This window comes from Streptomyces cucumeris, assembly GCF_024295805.1.
GTDB classification, from domain to species: domain Bacteria; phylum Actinomycetota; class Actinomycetes; order Streptomycetales; family Streptomycetaceae; genus Streptomyces; species Streptomyces cucumeris.
Window position 1 is genome coordinate 9,451 of sequence record NZ_JANCLX010000040.1, and the last position, 15,542, is coordinate 24,992.

6 protein-coding genes are annotated in these 15,542 nt (G+C 75.0%); all 6 read left to right on the forward strand.

The window, feature by feature from the left end; all coding sequences use genetic code 11:
• Nucleotides 1-74 precede the first annotated feature (74 nt).
• The 6 genes from NMK44_RS36410 to NMK44_RS36435 are packed head-to-tail and all read left to right on the forward strand — an operon-like array spanning nucleotide 75 to nucleotide 15,471.
• Nucleotides 75-7,226: a type I polyketide synthase gene (locus tag NMK44_RS36410; protein WP_254751359.1), complete on the forward strand. Its 7,152-nt coding sequence runs from the start codon at nucleotides 75-77 to the stop codon at nucleotides 7,224-7,226.
• Nucleotides 7,223-11,959, forward strand: coding sequence for a polyketide synthase (locus tag NMK44_RS36415; protein ID WP_308358732.1), 4,737 nt, complete (start codon nucleotides 7,223-7,225; stop codon nucleotides 11,957-11,959). The genes NMK44_RS36410 and NMK44_RS36415 overlap by 4 nt, the downstream gene beginning before the upstream one ends.
• Nucleotides 11,956-12,282: an acyl carrier protein gene (locus NMK44_RS36420; RefSeq protein ID WP_374215393.1), complete on the forward strand. Its 327-nt coding sequence runs from the start codon at nucleotides 11,956-11,958 to the stop codon at nucleotides 12,280-12,282. Before NMK44_RS36415 ends, NMK44_RS36420 begins: the two co-directional genes overlap by 4 nt.
• Before the next feature lie 2 nt (nucleotides 12,283-12,284).
• Nucleotides 12,285-13,160, forward strand: coding sequence for an alpha/beta fold hydrolase (locus NMK44_RS36425; RefSeq protein ID WP_254751362.1), 876 nt, complete (start codon nucleotides 12,285-12,287; stop codon nucleotides 13,158-13,160).
• Nucleotides 13,157-14,371 carry a glycosyltransferase gene (locus NMK44_RS36430; RefSeq protein WP_254751365.1) on the forward strand — a complete coding sequence of 405 codons (1,215 nt, stop codon included), beginning with the start codon at nucleotides 13,157-13,159 and terminating at the stop codon, nucleotides 14,369-14,371. The genes NMK44_RS36425 and NMK44_RS36430 overlap by 4 nt, the downstream gene beginning before the upstream one ends.
• A complete protein-coding gene (locus NMK44_RS36435; RefSeq protein WP_254751368.1) occupies nucleotides 14,368-15,471 on the forward strand; it encodes a class I SAM-dependent methyltransferase in 1,104 nt (367 codons plus the stop codon). The genes NMK44_RS36430 and NMK44_RS36435 overlap by 4 nt, the downstream gene beginning before the upstream one ends.
• The last annotated feature ends 71 nt before the right edge of the window (nucleotides 15,472-15,542 follow it).

The following is a 15,542-nucleotide window of genomic DNA, read 5'->3' on the forward strand; positions in this document are numbered from 1 at the left end:
CCGGATCGGTGCTTCGTTGAAACGTGCTCGAATTGTCCCTTTTCCCAGCGTTATCCGACCTTCCGGGAGAAGACATGGCGTCCGTTGCGCATACGGGGGATCTTGTCATCGGTGTCACCCCGTTCGGGGAACCGGACGCCAGACTCGCGGCGGCGTTCAGCCGCGCAGGCGGGCTCGGTGTACTCGATCTGGGGGCCGGTGGCCGTCAGGCGCGGGACGCCCTGGAACGCACCCGGAGTTGGGCGGGTGACGCCCGGTTCGGGGTCAGGGTGGCGGCGGGCTGCCGTCTGGCGCCCGGCGATCTGATCGCACCGCCGACCGGTACCTGTCGGGGGGCGGACGGCGCGGACGACACGCGGCCCGTGGACGCGGATCCACGGGCCGCCGCTGTTGACGGACCGCACACCGTCGTGCTCGGCGGGGACGCCCCGTGGGCCGTAGGGGATGTCGCCGGGCACCACCGGGTGCTCGTCGAGGTCACCTCCGCGGAGGAGGCCCTGGCCGCGATCACGGCCGGGGCCCACGGTCTGGTCGCACGGGGGAACGAGAGCGGCGGCCGGGTGGGTGAGCTGAGCACCTTCGTGCTGCTCCAACGGCTCCTCGCCGACCCCGAGGTGAGCTTGCCGGTGTGGGCGTGCGGTGGGATCGGACCGCACACGGCGGCCGCCGCCGTCGTGGCGGGTGCGGCCGGGGTCGTCCTGGACAGCCAGCTTGCGCTGCTCGCCGAGTGCGGGCTCCCCGAGGAACGCGTGGCCGCGATCCGTTCCATGGACGGCTCGGAGACCGTGGTGACGGACGGCCACCGCGTCCTGCGGCGGCGGGTGTCCGCGCCCGGTGAGCGACCGCTCCCCGTCGGCCAGGACGGCTTCCTCGCGGCACGGTTCGCCGAACGCTGGCGGGACACCGGGCGGGCGGTCCGGGCCCTGACCGACGCGATCCGCCACGCGGCGGTGGCACCGGACGAGGAGGCCGATCGCGGGCCCGTCGCGCGGGTGCCGAATGCCGCGTTACGGCCCGAGGCCGCGTTACAGCCCGAGATCGCGTTACAGCCCGAGGCCGCCTTACGGCCCGGTGCGGTGCTGCGACCCGGCGCGCCGATGACGTCGACCACCGGCACCCGGCTGCCGCTCGCCCAGGGGCCGATGACCCGGGTCAGCGATCAGGCCGGTTTCGCGACCTCCGTGGCGGACGGCGGAGCACTGCCGTTCATCGCGCTCGCCCTCGCCGGACGCGATCAGGCCCGCACCCTGCTGGAGGAGGCCGCAGCCGCCCTCGCGGGGCGGTCCTGGGGCGTCGGAGTGCTCGGCTTCGCACCCGAGAACATCCGTGAGGCCCAGCTCGAAGCCGTTCTCGAGGTCCGCCCCAGCCATGCCGTCATCGCGGGCGGACGGCCCTCCCAGGCCATGGCGCTGGAGCGGGCGGGCATCACCACCTTTCTGCACGTCCCCTCGCCGGGGCTGCTCGCGCAGTTCCTGCGGGCCGGGGCCCGCCGGTTCGTCTTCGAGGGTTCGGAGTGCGGTGGCCACGTGGGCCCCAGGAACAGCTTCCCCCTGTGGGAGGCGCAGTTGGGGGTACTCGAGGACTTCCTCGACGGCGCGGACGCGGACGGTACGGGCCAGGAGCATCGCATCGAGGTGTTCTTCGCCGGTGGCATCCACGACGAGCGGTCCGCCGCGATGGTGGCCGCACTCGCCGCCCCGCTCACCCGGCGCGGTGGCGCCGTGGGCCTGCTGATGGGAACCGCCTACCTGTTCACCGAGGAAGCCGTGGCGCAGGGCGCCGTCCAGCCGCTGTTCCAGCGGCAGGTGGTCGCCGCGCGCCGCACCGCGCTGCTGGAGACCGCACCGGGGCACGCCACCCGGTGCGTGGCCAGCCCCTACGCGGACAGCTTCCACCACCTCCGGGACGGACTGCGCGCGGGCGGCACACCGGACCGGCGGATGTGGGAGGAGCTGGAGCGCCTCAACGTCGGACGGCTGCGGATCGCCAGCAAGGGCGTCGAACGCGCCCCCGGCGGCGAGCTGGTGGCCGTCGACGAGGAGCGTCAGCTCACCGAGGGCATGTTCATGGCCGGGGACGTGGCCGTGCTGCGCTCCGCCACGACCACCGTCGACGCGCTCCACCACTCCGTCACCTCGGCGGCCGCGGACTTCCTCGACGACCGCGCCGCCGCCCTCGGCGAACGGCTGGGGACGCACCCGGACGCGCGGCGCGCAGAGCCGCAGCCGCCACCGCCCCTGGACGTCGCCGTGATCGGCATGGCGTGTATGTTCCCGCAGGCCCCCGACCTGGCCACGTTCTGGTCCCATGTGGTGGGCGGCCTGGACTCCGTGACGGAGGTGCCCGCCGAGCGGTGGGACCCGGCCGTGCACTACCGGGCGGAGGGGGACGCGAGCGAGGGTGGCACCACCTCCCGCTGGGGCGGCTTCCTGCCGCGGATCCCCTTCGACCCGTTGCGCTACGGCATCCCCCCGGCCTCGCTCGGCAGTATCGAGCCCGTCCAGCTGCTCGCGCTGGAGGCGGCGCGCCAGGCGCTGGAGGACGCCGGGTACGGCGACGGGGAGGATGCCCGCCCGTTCGACCGCTCCCGCACCTCGGTGGTCTTCGGGGCCGAGTCGGGCAGCGACCTGTCCCACGCGCAGACGCTGCGCGCCGTCCTCCCCTCGTACTTCGGCGAGGTGCCGCCCGGGGTGGCGGAACAGCTCCCCGCGCTCACCGAGGACGGCTTCCCGGGGATGCTCGCCAATGTGATCGCCGGGCGGATCGCCAACCGGCTGGACCTGGGCGGGGCCAACTACACGGTGGACGCGGCCTGCGCGTCGTCGCTCGCCGCCGTGGACGTGGCATGCAAGGAACTGGTCGGCGGCACCAGTGACACCGTGCTGTGCGGCGGCGCCGACCTGCACAACAGCATCACCGACTACATGCTGTTCTCGTCGGTCCACGCGCTCTCCCCGACCGGGCGTTCCCGCACCTTCGACGGCTCCGCCGACGGCATCGTCCTCGGCGAGGGCGTGGCATGTCTGGTGCTCAAACGGCTCGCCGACGCCGAACGCGACGGCGACCGCGTCTACGGTGTGATCAAGGGTGTGGGAAGTTCGAGCGACGGACGGTCGCTGGGGCTGACCGCGCCGCGTCCCGAGGGGCAGCGGGCGGCACTGGAGCGCGCGTACCGCAACGCCCGTGTCTCACCCGCGGACGTCGGTCTCCTGGAGGCGCACGGCACCGGGACGGTGGTCGGCGACCGCACCGAACTGGCCGTCCTCACCGAGGTGTTCGGGGAGGCGGGCGCCCGGCCGGGCGGCTGTGCGCTCGGTTCGGTGAAGTCCCAGATCGGACACACCAAGTGTGCCGCGGGCCTGGCCGGTCTGATCAAGACCGTGCTGGGGCTGCACACCGGCGTCAAACCGCCCACCCTGCATCTGGAGAGCCCGAACTCGGCCTGGGACGGGGACAGCAGCCCCTTCGCCTTCCCCGCCGAGGCACGTCCGTGGGTGGCGCCCGCCGCCGAACGCCTCGCCGGGGTCAGTGGTTTCGGCTTCGGCGGCACCAACTTCCACGTGGTCGTGGCGGCCCATGACAGCGGCGCTCCCCCCGCGCAGGGGCTCCGCGGCTGGCCCGCGGAGCTGTTCACCTTCCGCGGCACGGACCACGCCGCGGCGCTGCGCGCCGTGGAGGACCTCCTCCGCCTGGCGACGGCCGCGGACACCGGCGCCACGCGGCCGTGGCGGCTGCGCGATCTGGCACTGGCCGCGTCCCGGCGGTCGGACGCGGACCGCGGCCCGGTGCGGGTGGCGGTGGTGGCCGAGGACGTGGCGGGGCTGACGGTACGGCTGCGCCGGGTGCTGGCGGGCGAACACGACCCGGCGGCCGGGATCCACGTGGCGGATCCCCCGGCGGCCGAGGGGGAGGTTCCCGGAAGCGGCCCCGGCGAGGTGGCGTTCCTCTTCCCCGGCCAGGGCAGCCAGCGCCCCGGGATGTTCGCCGGACACTTCATCGCCTTCCCCGAGCTCCAGCGCCATCTGGAACTCGGTCGCGCACACGCCGACGTGCTCTATCCACCGGCGGCGTTCGACGCCACGGGGAGGGCCGCGCAGCGCGCGGCGCTGACCGACACCCGGGTGGCACAGCCCGCCCTGGGCATGACCGGGCTGGCCGCGTACGACCTGCTCACCTCCGCCGGTGTGGTGCCCGCCATGGCGGGCGGGCACAGCTACGGGGAACTGGTGGCGCTGTGTGCGGCCGGCGCCCTCACCCCGCGCGCGCTGCTGGAGCTGAGCGCCGAACGCGCGGCCGCCATCGTGGCGGCCGCGGGGAACACCCCGGGCGCCATGGCGGCGGTGACGGCACCGGCCGAGGACGTCTCCCGGGTGCTGCGGGACACCGGACTCGATGAGCGGGTCGTCCTGGCCAACCACAACGCCCCGCGCCAGGCCGTGGTCTCCGGACCGGAGGAGGCGGTGGCCGAGGCGGTGCGCGCACTGCGGGACGCCGGGCACTCCGCCAAGACCATCCCGGTGGCCTGTGCCTTCCACAGCCCGCTGGTGGCGGCCGCCTCGGCCCGCTTCGCCGAGGTCCTGGAACGGTACGAGGTGACGGCACCGGAGTTCCCGGTCTGGGCGAACCGCACGGCAGCGCCGCACGGCGCGGAGCCGGATGCGATACGCGCCGAACTGGCGGCCCAGATCGGTGCACCGGTGCGTTTCGTGGAGCAGATCGAGGCCATGTACGCGGCGGGCGCCCGGGTGTTCGTCGAGGCGGGTCCCGGCACGGTGCTCACCCGGCTCGTCGGGGCGATCCTCGGCGACCGTCCGCACCGCGCCGTCGCCTGCGACGGCGCACGGGACGGCGGTGGTACGGGCGCGCTGCGCGGTTTCCTCGACGCGCTCGCCCAACTGGCGGTGGCCGGGCTGCCGGTGCGCACCGGCTGGCTCCTCCGCGGCCGGGACGCCGTGGACGCCGGACGCGGCGATCCACCGCGCCGGGCGGGCTGGACGGTCGACGGCCAGCTGGTCCGCACCGCGGCCGGTGAACTTCTCCCCGGTGCGCTCGCACCGGCCCGACGTGTCGTGGAGGCAACGGTGAGCCAGGCGGAGCACACGGAGGGGGCGCGGGGGGACCGGGACGCCCTGATCGCCGAATTCCTCAGGACGAGCCGGGAGATGGTCGCGGCACAGCGCGATGTGCTCCTGACGTACCTCGGCGCCGCGCCGGATGCCCGGCCGGCCGCACCGGAGACGATTCCCGCGCCGGCCCCGGCGCCACTGGCCGCGGCCGCCCCCGCGCACACGGCCGTCCCCGTGGAGACGCCCGCGCCCACCGCCGATGACACCGCGGCGCCCGCCCGGGGGCACACCGTGGAGGAGGTGCTCCGGGCCGTCTCGGACATCATCGGTGAACGCACCGGCTACCCCCTCGACATGATCGAGCCGGATCTCGATCTGGAGGCCGACCTCAGCATCGATTCGATCAAACGGGCCGAGATCGCGGGTGAGCTGGCCCGGCGTCTGGGCGTGGCCGGTTCGGGTGCCCTCGGTGACGAGGAACTGGAGGAGCTGGCCAAGGCCCGTACGGCCATGGCCGTCGCCACCTGGCTGGCGGCGCGGCTCACCCCCGACGCCGGGGAACCCGCGGCGTCCGCGCCGCCCGTCGTGGCCACCGCACCCGTCGGCCCCGTCGAGGCCACCGCCCCGACCGCCCCGACGGACGCCACCGACGCCACCGACGCCACCGACGCCACCGAGGGAACGGCGCCCCGCCGCTTCGTGATGCGCCCGGTGCCGCTGGCCGTTCCCGACACCGCCACCACCGCGCCCGCCCTCCTCTCCGGTACCCGGTTCGCCCTGCTCGGGGCCGCCGACGACACGGCCGAGGCACTCGTCGCACGGCTGACCGGCCACGGTGCCGAGGCCATGGTGTTCGGCCCGGAACACCTCCTGGACGAGGACGACGGCCCGTGGGACGGCATCGTCCTGCTCGACCCGCTCACCGGTTCCGGGGCACCCGTACTGCCCGCCGCGTTCCCCGTCGTCCAGGCGGCGCTGCGGCGCCATCCGCGCTGGCTGCTGGCCGCCCGCCGGGCCGATCCGCTCGACCTCCGTACGGCCGGGCTGCACGGCCTGTTCCGTACGGTGGCCAAGGAGTACCCGCGGACCGCGGCGGCCGTCGTGGACTTCCCCGCGGACGGGTCGGCCACCGCGGAGGCAGTCGCCGACGCGCTGCTGGACGAGGTGGCCGCCGAGGTCCGCGCACCCGTGGTGCTGCGCACCGGCACCGGACGGCAGGGGCTCGAGGCGGTGGAGGACGCGCCGGGTGCGCTCGCCACCTCGGGCGCGGGCCCCGCGGGCGAGGGCGCGGCGGAGGCCATGGCCCTGGGGCTGGACCAGGACACGGTGGTCGTGCTGGCCGGCGGCGGGAGAGGCATCACCGCGCGGTTCGCCGCCACCCTCGCGTCGGCCTCGCGTTGCCGGATCGAACTGCTGGGCCGCACCCCCGAGCCCGTGGGTCCGGAGGACCCGGCCACCGCGGGGGCGCGGGACGAGCCCGCGCTGCGCGCCGCGCTCGCCGCCCGGGACGGCGGAACACCGGCGGAGATCCAGCGGGAGGCGGCCCGGATCCTGGCCTCCCGCGAAGTGGCGGCCACGGTGGCGGAGTTGCGGGGCCTCGGCAGCCGGGTGCGGTACCGGTCGGTGGATGTGCGTGACGCCGCCTCGGTGCTCCAGGCCGTCAAGGAGATCCACACCGACCACGGACGGCTGGACGGCGTCGTGTACGCCGCCGGGGTGATCGAGGACCAGCTCATCGAGGAGAAGTCGGCGGAGTCCTTCCAGCGGGTGTTCGGCACGAAGACCGAGGGTGCGAGCACCCTGCTGGACGCACTGGACAAGGTGTCGGCCGAGCCCTCGTTCGCCGTGCTCTTCGGCAGTGTGTCGGCGGTGTCCGGCAACCGCGGGCAGGCCGACTACGCGGCGGCCAACGACGCGCTGGAGGCCATCGGGACCCGGTGGGCGGTCCGCACCGGGCGCCGGGCGCTCACCGTGCACTGGGGTCCCTGGGCGCCGACGGGCGCGCACCACGGGATGGTGACCCCGGAGCTGGCGCGCGCCTACGCGCGTCGTGGCATCGCGCTCATAGACCCCGAGGAGGGCGCGCTGGCCCTGTTGCGCGAGCTGGCCTGGGGCGAGGAGTCCGTACGTGCCGTCGTCCGCACCGCCTCGCGCTGGTGAGCGCGGCCACCGGCCGTGCGACGGACGGGACCGCCGGGGACGGCCGGGTCCCGCCGGTGGCGATCGTCGGGATGTCCGTGCTGTTCCCCGGCGCCCCCGGGCTCGCCGCCTACTGGCGGAACCTGCTGGACGGCGTGGATGCCATCACCGATGTCCCGGACGGCCGGTGGGACTCGGCGTACTACGCACCGGGGAGCGCGGGGGGCGGTGCGACGGGCCCCGACCGGGTGTACTGCCGAAGGGGCGGGTTCGTCGACGAGCTCGCCGAGGTGGAGGCGGTACGGTTCGGGATCACCCCGTCCTCGGTGTCCGGTACCGAACCCGACCAGCTCATCGCGCTGAAGGTGGCCGCGGAGGCCCTGGACGACGCGGGCGGCCGGGACCGGCTGCCCGCGCCGGAACGGGTGGGGGTGGTCCTGGGACGCGGTGGCTATCTCACCCCGGGGCTGGCCCGGCTGGACCAACGGGTGCGCACCGCACACCAATTGACGCATACGCTCGCGGAGCTGCTGCCCGGGCTGGGGGACGAGGTCCTTGACCGGGTGCGGTCGGCGTTCACGGAACGGCTGGGGCCGGACCGCCCCGAGGCGGCCATCGGGCTGGTGCCCAACCTGGCGGCCTCCCGGGTGGCCAACCGGCTCGATCTGCGCGGCCCGGTGTACACGGTGGACGCCGCGTGCGCGTCCTCGCTCGTGGCCGTCGACCAGGCGGTGGGGGAACTGGCCTCGGGCCGGTGCGACATGGTGCTCGCGGGCGGTGTGCACCACTGCCACGACATCACGCTGTGGAGCGTGTTCGCCCAGTTGCGCGCGCTGTCGCCGAGTCAGCGCATCCGCCCCTTCCACCGTGCGGCCGACGGTGTGCTGATCGGCGAGGGCACCGGCGTGGTGGTGCTCAAACGGCTGGCCGACGCCCAGCGCGACGGGGACCGTGTCTACGCCGTCGTACGCGGTACCGGAGTGGCGGGCGACGGCCGGGCCGCGGGGCTGACCACTCCCGACCCGGACGGCCAGACGCGGGCCGTGCGGCAGGCGTGGCGCTCGGCCGGACTGGATCCGCGGGAGCCCGGCGCCATCGGTCTGCTGGAGGCCCACGGCACCGGGACACCTGCCGGGGACACCGCCGAACTCACCACCGTGGCCGAGGTGTTCGGGCCCGGCGGCGACGAGGCCGGTGCGGCGGTCATCGGTTCGGTGAAGTCCATGATCGGCCATACCATGCCGGCGGCGGGTGTGGCCGGGCTGGTCAAGGCCGCGCTGGCGCTCCACCACGGACGGCTGCTGCCGACGTTGCACTGTGACGATCCGCATCCGGCGCTGGCGGCCACCCGTTTCCGCACCCTCGACAAGGCCGAGCCCTGGGAGACCGGGCCGGATGCGGGGAGGCGCCGGGCCGCGGTGAACGCCTTCGGCTTCGGCGGGATCAACGCGCATGTGGTGCTGGAGGAAGCGCCGTCGGCGCCACGGCGCTCCTCAGGCACCCCCGCTTCCCCGCCGCACCCCACGGCCGCGGTGACGGAGCCCGAACCGGTGCTCGCCCTGGCCGCCGCCACCCCGGAGGCCCTGGGGGAACTCCTCACCGCTGACGACGCCACGCTGCGCGCCACCGCCACCACCACAACCGACGGCCGTCATAGGGCTGGCCGCGCCCGGCTCGGCCTCGTCGCGCCCACCGCCAAACGGCTGGCCCTGGCCAGGCGGGTGGTGTCGGGCGGCCGGGCGTGGCGCGGACGCGGCGACCTCTGGTTCACCCCGGACCCACTCCTCGGCGAGGGCGGCGAACGGGACCCCGGGGGCGGTGCCGGGACGGGCCGTCTGGCCTTCGTCTTCCCCGGCCTCGAGGCGGAGTTCGCACCCCGGCTGGACGGTGTCGCCGCGTACTTCGGGCTCCCCGGCGCGGTCGCCCGCCACTCCGCGGGACCGGCCGAGGTCGGTGACGTCGGCCGTCATGGCGTCGGGGTGTTCGCCGTGGGGCGGCTGCTCGACCGGGCGCTGCGGCGGATGGGTCTGGTGCCGGACGCGCTGGCGGGTCACAGCGTCGGCGAGTGGACGGCAATGGCGGCGGCCGGGCTCTGTTCCGGTGAAGCCGTCGACTCCTTTCTCGACTCCTTCGACCCCGACGCGCTCCGGGTGCCGGGGCTGGCCTTCGCCGCTCTGGGCGCGTCCGCCGAGCGCGTGGGCGCCGCCCTCGCCGCACGGCCGGACGCGGGAACGGTGCTCTCGCACGACAACGCCCCGAACCAGTCGATGGTGTGCGGACCGCGCGCCGCTGTCGAGGAGTTCGTCACCGTGATGCGGGCGGAGGGCGTCATCGCGCAGGTGCTGCCGTTCCAGTCCGGCTTCCACACCCCGATGCTCGCGCCCTACCTCGAACCGATCAAGGAGACGGTGGGGCGGTTCGACCTGCTGGCTCCGGCCACCCCGGTGTGGTCGGCAACCACGGCCGCGCCATATCCGCGCGCCGAGGCGGCGGTGCGGGAGCTGTTCGTACGCCATCTGCTGGAGCCGGTGCGCTTCCGTGCGCTGACCGAGGCCCTGTACGCGGCGGGTGTGCGAGCCTTCGTCCAGGTCGGCACGGGGCAGTTGGCCTCGCTCATCGGGGACACCCTGAGCGGCAGGGACCATCTGGTGGCGGCGGCGGGTTCGGCGCGTCGTGGCGGTGTCGCCCAGCTCCGCCGGGTGGCCACCGCGCTGTGGACCGAAGGCGCGCGGGTGGACCCGGCGTTGCCGAGGCCCGCCGCGGTCGGCCACGGGAGGCTGCGGGCCACCGCGTCGCTGCCACCGGTGCGGCTGGACCTCGGCGGCGCCCTGGTCTCCCTGGCCGGTGAGGACGCGGCGGCGCTGCGGGCGGAGCTGTCCGCCGCCCTGCCGTCCCCCGTCCCGGACCACGACCGGGCCGCCCACGACTCCGCGCGGGGCGAGGGCCGGACGGCGCCGGACGGCGGCCACCGCGCCCTCGGGGCCCTCGCCGCACACCACCCCATGGCCGCCGAACTCGATGCGCTGCTCCGCGAGACGGCGGACACGGCGGCGGAGGTCATCACCGCGGCCGCCGCACGCCCGGCCCCCGTGCGCACACCCCCGGCCACCACCGCACCGCCACACGACACCGCGCCGTCACACCCCACCGGGCACACCGCGGTGCCCGGCGGGGCACCCGCCACCACGCGCACCGTGCTGCGCGTGTCCACCCGGACCATGCCCTATCTGCTCGATCACTGTTTCTTCCCGCAGCGTCCCGGCTGGCCCGACGAGACGGACCGCAGACCGGTCGTCCCCGCCACCACGATCCTCCAGCACTGCATGGACGCGGCCGAGCGGGCCGCGCCCGGGCGGCGGGCGGTCGCCGTGCACGGAGCTCGGTTCGACCAGTGGGTGGCAGCCGCGCCCCCGGTCGAGGTGCCCCTCACCGTCACGCCCTCCCCCGGCCGTCCGGACCGGTTGGAGGTCGCGTTCGGGGACGGCGCGCGTGCCACGGTGGAGACGGCCGCCGCCCATCCGGCCGACCGTCCGGCGCCGTGGCCCGCCGACCCGGCCGACGAACGCACACCCGACCACACCGCGGCGGAGCTGTACCGGGAGCGGTGGATGTTCCACGGCCCCGCGTTCCAGGGGCTCACCCGGCTCACCGCCATCGGCGCGTCGCAGGTGCGCGGCACCATCACGGCGCCGTCCGCGCCCGGCGCCCTGCTGGACAACGTGGGGCAGTTGCTGGGCTACTGGATCATGGCGACCGGCACCGAGCGCACGGTCGTCTTCCCCGTCGCCCTGCGCCGGTTGCGGCTGTTCGGACCGCCTCCGGCCCCGGGCACCGCGGTGGAGTGCGTGGTGCGGATCGTGTCGCTGAGCGACACCGTGCTCGAGGCCGATATGCAGCTCCACGTCGGCGGCACGGTGTGGGCGGAGCTGACGGGCTGGCAGGACCGCCGGTTCGACAACCACCCCCGTACGGTGGCGGCCCAGCGCTTTCCGCAGCACCACACGCTCTCGGATGCGCGGCCCGGCGGCTGGGTGGCGGTCCATGAACGGTGGCCCGATCTGGCGTCACGCGACCTGATCATGCGGAACCACCTCGGCGCGGCCGAGCGCACCGCGTACGAGCGCCATGCGCCGCGTGGCCGCAGACAGTGGCTGCTCGGCCGGATCGCGGCCAAGGACGCGGTGCGGCGGTGGCTGTGGGAGCACGGGGAGGGTCCGGTCTTCCCCGCCGAGATCACGATCCAGGAGGACGAACGGGGGCGGCCGTACGCCACCGGGGCGCACGGCCGGACGGTGCCGGAGCTGGATGTGTCCCTCGCCCACCGGGCCGAGACCGGGGTGGCCCTGGTGCGCCCCAGGCCACCGGGCGGCCGCGGGGTACTGGGCATCGGCATCGAGGAGGTCACGGACACCGGGGGCGGGACACCGGGGGCGGACCGGGAACGGGAGGCGCTGGTCGCGGTGTGCGACGCGACCGGTGGGTCCGAGGACCGGTGGGCGGCGGCCTTCCGCGCCGCGCACCGGGCCGTGACCGCGGCGGAGGGGACTCCAGGACCGGGCCGTCCACCGGAGACGGCCGTGCTCGCGGCCGGGCCCGGATGGCTGCTGGCCGAGGTGTCCCCGTCCACCGGCCCGCCGCGCCGCTACCGGATGCGGTGCGCGGAGACGGCCAACCCGCCCGGGTTGCCGGTCAGGTACTACGCCGTGGCCTGGACCACCGGCACGGTGGACGACAACGAGGAGAACGCACTGTGACCATCGGTGAGCAGACGGCCCCACCCGTGGCGGACGAGCGGTCCGTCCTCGCGGACATCGCGGGGATGCTCCGGACCATGCTCGACGAATACGGCGTCGACGACATCGAGATCACCATGCAGACCCGCTTCACCGAGGACCTGGAGCTGGAGAGCATCGACCTGGTGGCCCTGGCGGGCAGCCTGGAGGCGCGGTACGGACAACACGTCAACTTCGCCGAGTTCGTGGCGGATCTGGAACTCGACGAGATCATCGACCTGAGCGTGGGTCGCCTGGTCGACCATGTGGTCCGGAAGCTGCGGACCGTCGAAGGGGGCAGTTGACCATGGCGATGGTCCACATCGGCGGCGCGCGCGACGGCATCGAACTCCATGTGCAGCGGCTGCCCCCGCCCGGTGGCCGCCCGCCCGCGGCCACCGCCGTCCTGCTGCACGGACTGCTCACCGACAGCCTGGCCAGCTACTACTTCACCGTGGCACCCGCCCTCGCCGCCGCCGGGGTCGATGTGGTGATGTACGACCACCGGGGCCACGGGCGCAGCCGCCGTCCCGCCACCGGCTACCGGCTGGAGTCGTTCGTCACCGATCTGGAGCGCCTGCTGGACCGGCTGGAGCTCACCGGACCGGTCCACCTGGTCGGCAACTGCTTCGGTGGCACCGTGGCGTTCGAGTACGCCATCCGCCACCCGGAGCGGGTCGCGGGGCTGGTGGCGATCGAGGCGAAGCCCGCCACCGCGTCCTGGGCCGTGGAGATCGAGGGGATCTTCCGGCGGATGGTGGGCGAACTGATCGAGCACGAGGCCGAGTCGATGGCCTGGATCACCGCGCACCGCGGGGCGCACACCGCGCGTCTGGCCCGCGTGGCGGCCCGGCTGGTGCGGACCACCTCCATCGCCCGGGACGTACCGGGGAGCCGGACGCGCCGTGAGGAGCAGGTCCGTGCGGTGCGGTGTCCGGTGCTCGCCGTGTACGGGGCGGAGTCCGAGCTCGCCGGGGCCGGGGAGTGGCTGGAGTCCGTACTGCCCGGCGCCCGTTCGGTGGTGCTGCCCGGCCAGGGCCACTCCGTTCTGGCCGAGGCGCCGGGTCCGCTGCTGGACCTGCTGCTGTGGTGGCTGCTCGACCCCGGTGGCACACCACCGTCCGCCGTTCCGGGGGCGGGGCTCGCCCATGGCCCGGTGGCGGCGGGGGCGGAGGCCCGGTGAGCCGGTTCCTGTTCGTGGTGCCGCCGCTGGTCGGACATATCAATCCCACCCTCGGGGTGGGCGCCGAACTGGCCGCGCGCGGCCATGAGGTGGCGTGGGCCGGGCTGCCGGAGGTGCTGGAGCCGATGACGGGGGGCCGGGCGACGGTCTTCCCCTGCGCGGGGCTCCGGCTCGGCGCGGGCGGCGCCGTCCGGCCACCGGACGTCCGGGGCCCCGGTGCGCTGAAGTTCCTCTGGGAACGGTTCCTGGTACCGCTCGCGGAGGAGATGGCCCCGGGCACGGAACGGGCGGTGGCCCGGTTCCGTCCGGATGTGGTGGTGGCCGACCAGCAGGCCGTCGCCGGTGGCCTGGTGGCCGAGCGCATGGGCGTGCGGTGGGCCACCTCGGCCACCACCTCGGCGGAGTTCAGCGGCGCGCTGGACGGGATGCCCAAGGTGGACGCGTGGCTGACGGGTCTGCTCGGGGAGCTGCGCGGGCGTATCGGCGATCTGAAAGGCACCGCCGACCCCCGTTTCTCGCCCCATCTCGTCCTCGCGTTCACCACCGAGGAGCTCGCGGGCCGGGCCACCGGCCGGGGCGGTGACCGGATCCGGTTCGTGGGTCCGTCGATCGCCGCCCGCCCGGCCGAACCGGACTTCCCCTGGGACTGGCTGGATCCCGCGCGCCGCACCGTCCTGGTCTCGCTGGGCACCGCCAACGCCGGGGCCGGGGACCGGTTCCTCGCGCAGTGCCGTGCGGCGGGGCGCCTGCGCGCGGACCGGCTGCAGATGGTGCTGGCCGATCCGGCGGCCCCGCCGGATCCGGACCCCGCGGCGGACCGCGATGTGCTGGCGCTGCCGTACGTACCGCAACTCCCGCTGCTGGCGCGGGCCGGTGCGGTGGTCTGCCACGCGGGACACAACACGGTGTGCGAGGCGCTCTGGCACGGGGTCCCGCTGGTGGTGGCCCCGATCCGGGACGACCAGCCGGTGGTGGCCGCGCAGGTGGTCGACGCCGGGGCCGGGGTGCGGGTGCGGTTCGGCCGGGCGACGGCCGCCCAGCTCGGTACGGCGCTGGACACCGTGCTCGACCACCCGGGCCACCGGAGCGCGGCCGAACGCATCGGCGCGTCGTTCCGCGCCGCGGGCGGCGCCCCGGCCGCCGCCACCCGGCTGGAACACCTGGCGGGCACGGCGGCCGTATCCACCGAGACCACCGAGGAGGCACGATGAGCGACACCATCGAGGATGCCGAGCACGGCAAGCGGTCCGCCCGCGCCGACCGCGCGGCGCTCGTCACCGCGCTGCGTCCGCGCTATCTGGCCGATGTGGCCGAGGGCACGGAACGGTTCTTCGAAGCGCGCCGCACCGACTGCCCCTGGTGCGGCTCGCACCGGCTGCGACGACGGCTGCGCACCATCGACCGCTTCCAGCGCAAACCGGGCCGGTTCACCCTGGACCGCTGTCTGGAATGCCGCCATGTCTTCCAGAACCCCCGGCTCAGCGGCGCGGGTCTGGAGTATTACTACCGGGACTTCTACGACGGGCTCGGGGAACGCGACCTCGGCAACATCTTCGCCGGGCGGGAGAAGACCTACCGGCAGCGCGCCGAACCCCTCAGACGCTTCGCCCCGTCCCCGCGCAACTGGCTGGACGTGGGCACCGGGCACGGCCACTTCTGCGAGGCGGCCCGCGCGGTCTTCCCCACCACGTCCTTCGACGGGCTGGACTTCACCGACGGTGTGGAGCTGGCGAAGCGGGCGGGGCGGGTGGACCGGGCGATCCGCGGCGCCTTCACCGAACTGTCGGAGGAACTGGCCGAGAGCTATGACGCGGTGAGCATGTACCACTACCTGGAGCACAGCACGGATCCGCGCGCCGAGCTGAGGGCGGCCCGGCGGGCGCTGCGCCCCGGCGGCCACCTCCTCATCGAAGTGCCCGACGCCGAGTGTCTGTTCGCCCGCCTCTTCGGCCGCTGGTGGCTGCCCTGGCTGCAGCCCCAGCACCTGCACTTCGTACCGGTGGCCAATCTCCGCGCCGAGCTGTCACGGCTGGGCTTCACCGTCGTGGTCGAACAGCACCGCGAACCCCATGACACGGTGGACCTGCTGGGCGCGGTGTGGCTGCTCCTCAACGCGGTGGCACCGCCCGAGGACGCTCCATGGCTGAAGCGGCGGCCGGGCCGGGTGCGCTGGCTGGCGCGGTGCGCGGTGCTGCTCGCCGGTGTTCCCGCCCTGATCGTCGGGACCGTGCTGGACCGGCTGGTGATCAAACCGATGGCGGGCCGCTTCCGGCTGGCCAACGCCTACCGGGTGATCGCCCGCCGCGACTGATCGCGAGGGGTCCGGACAGAGCAGGGTCCGGTGCGGAGGTGGGTGGCGGACCGGCGGTCCGACCGCCACCC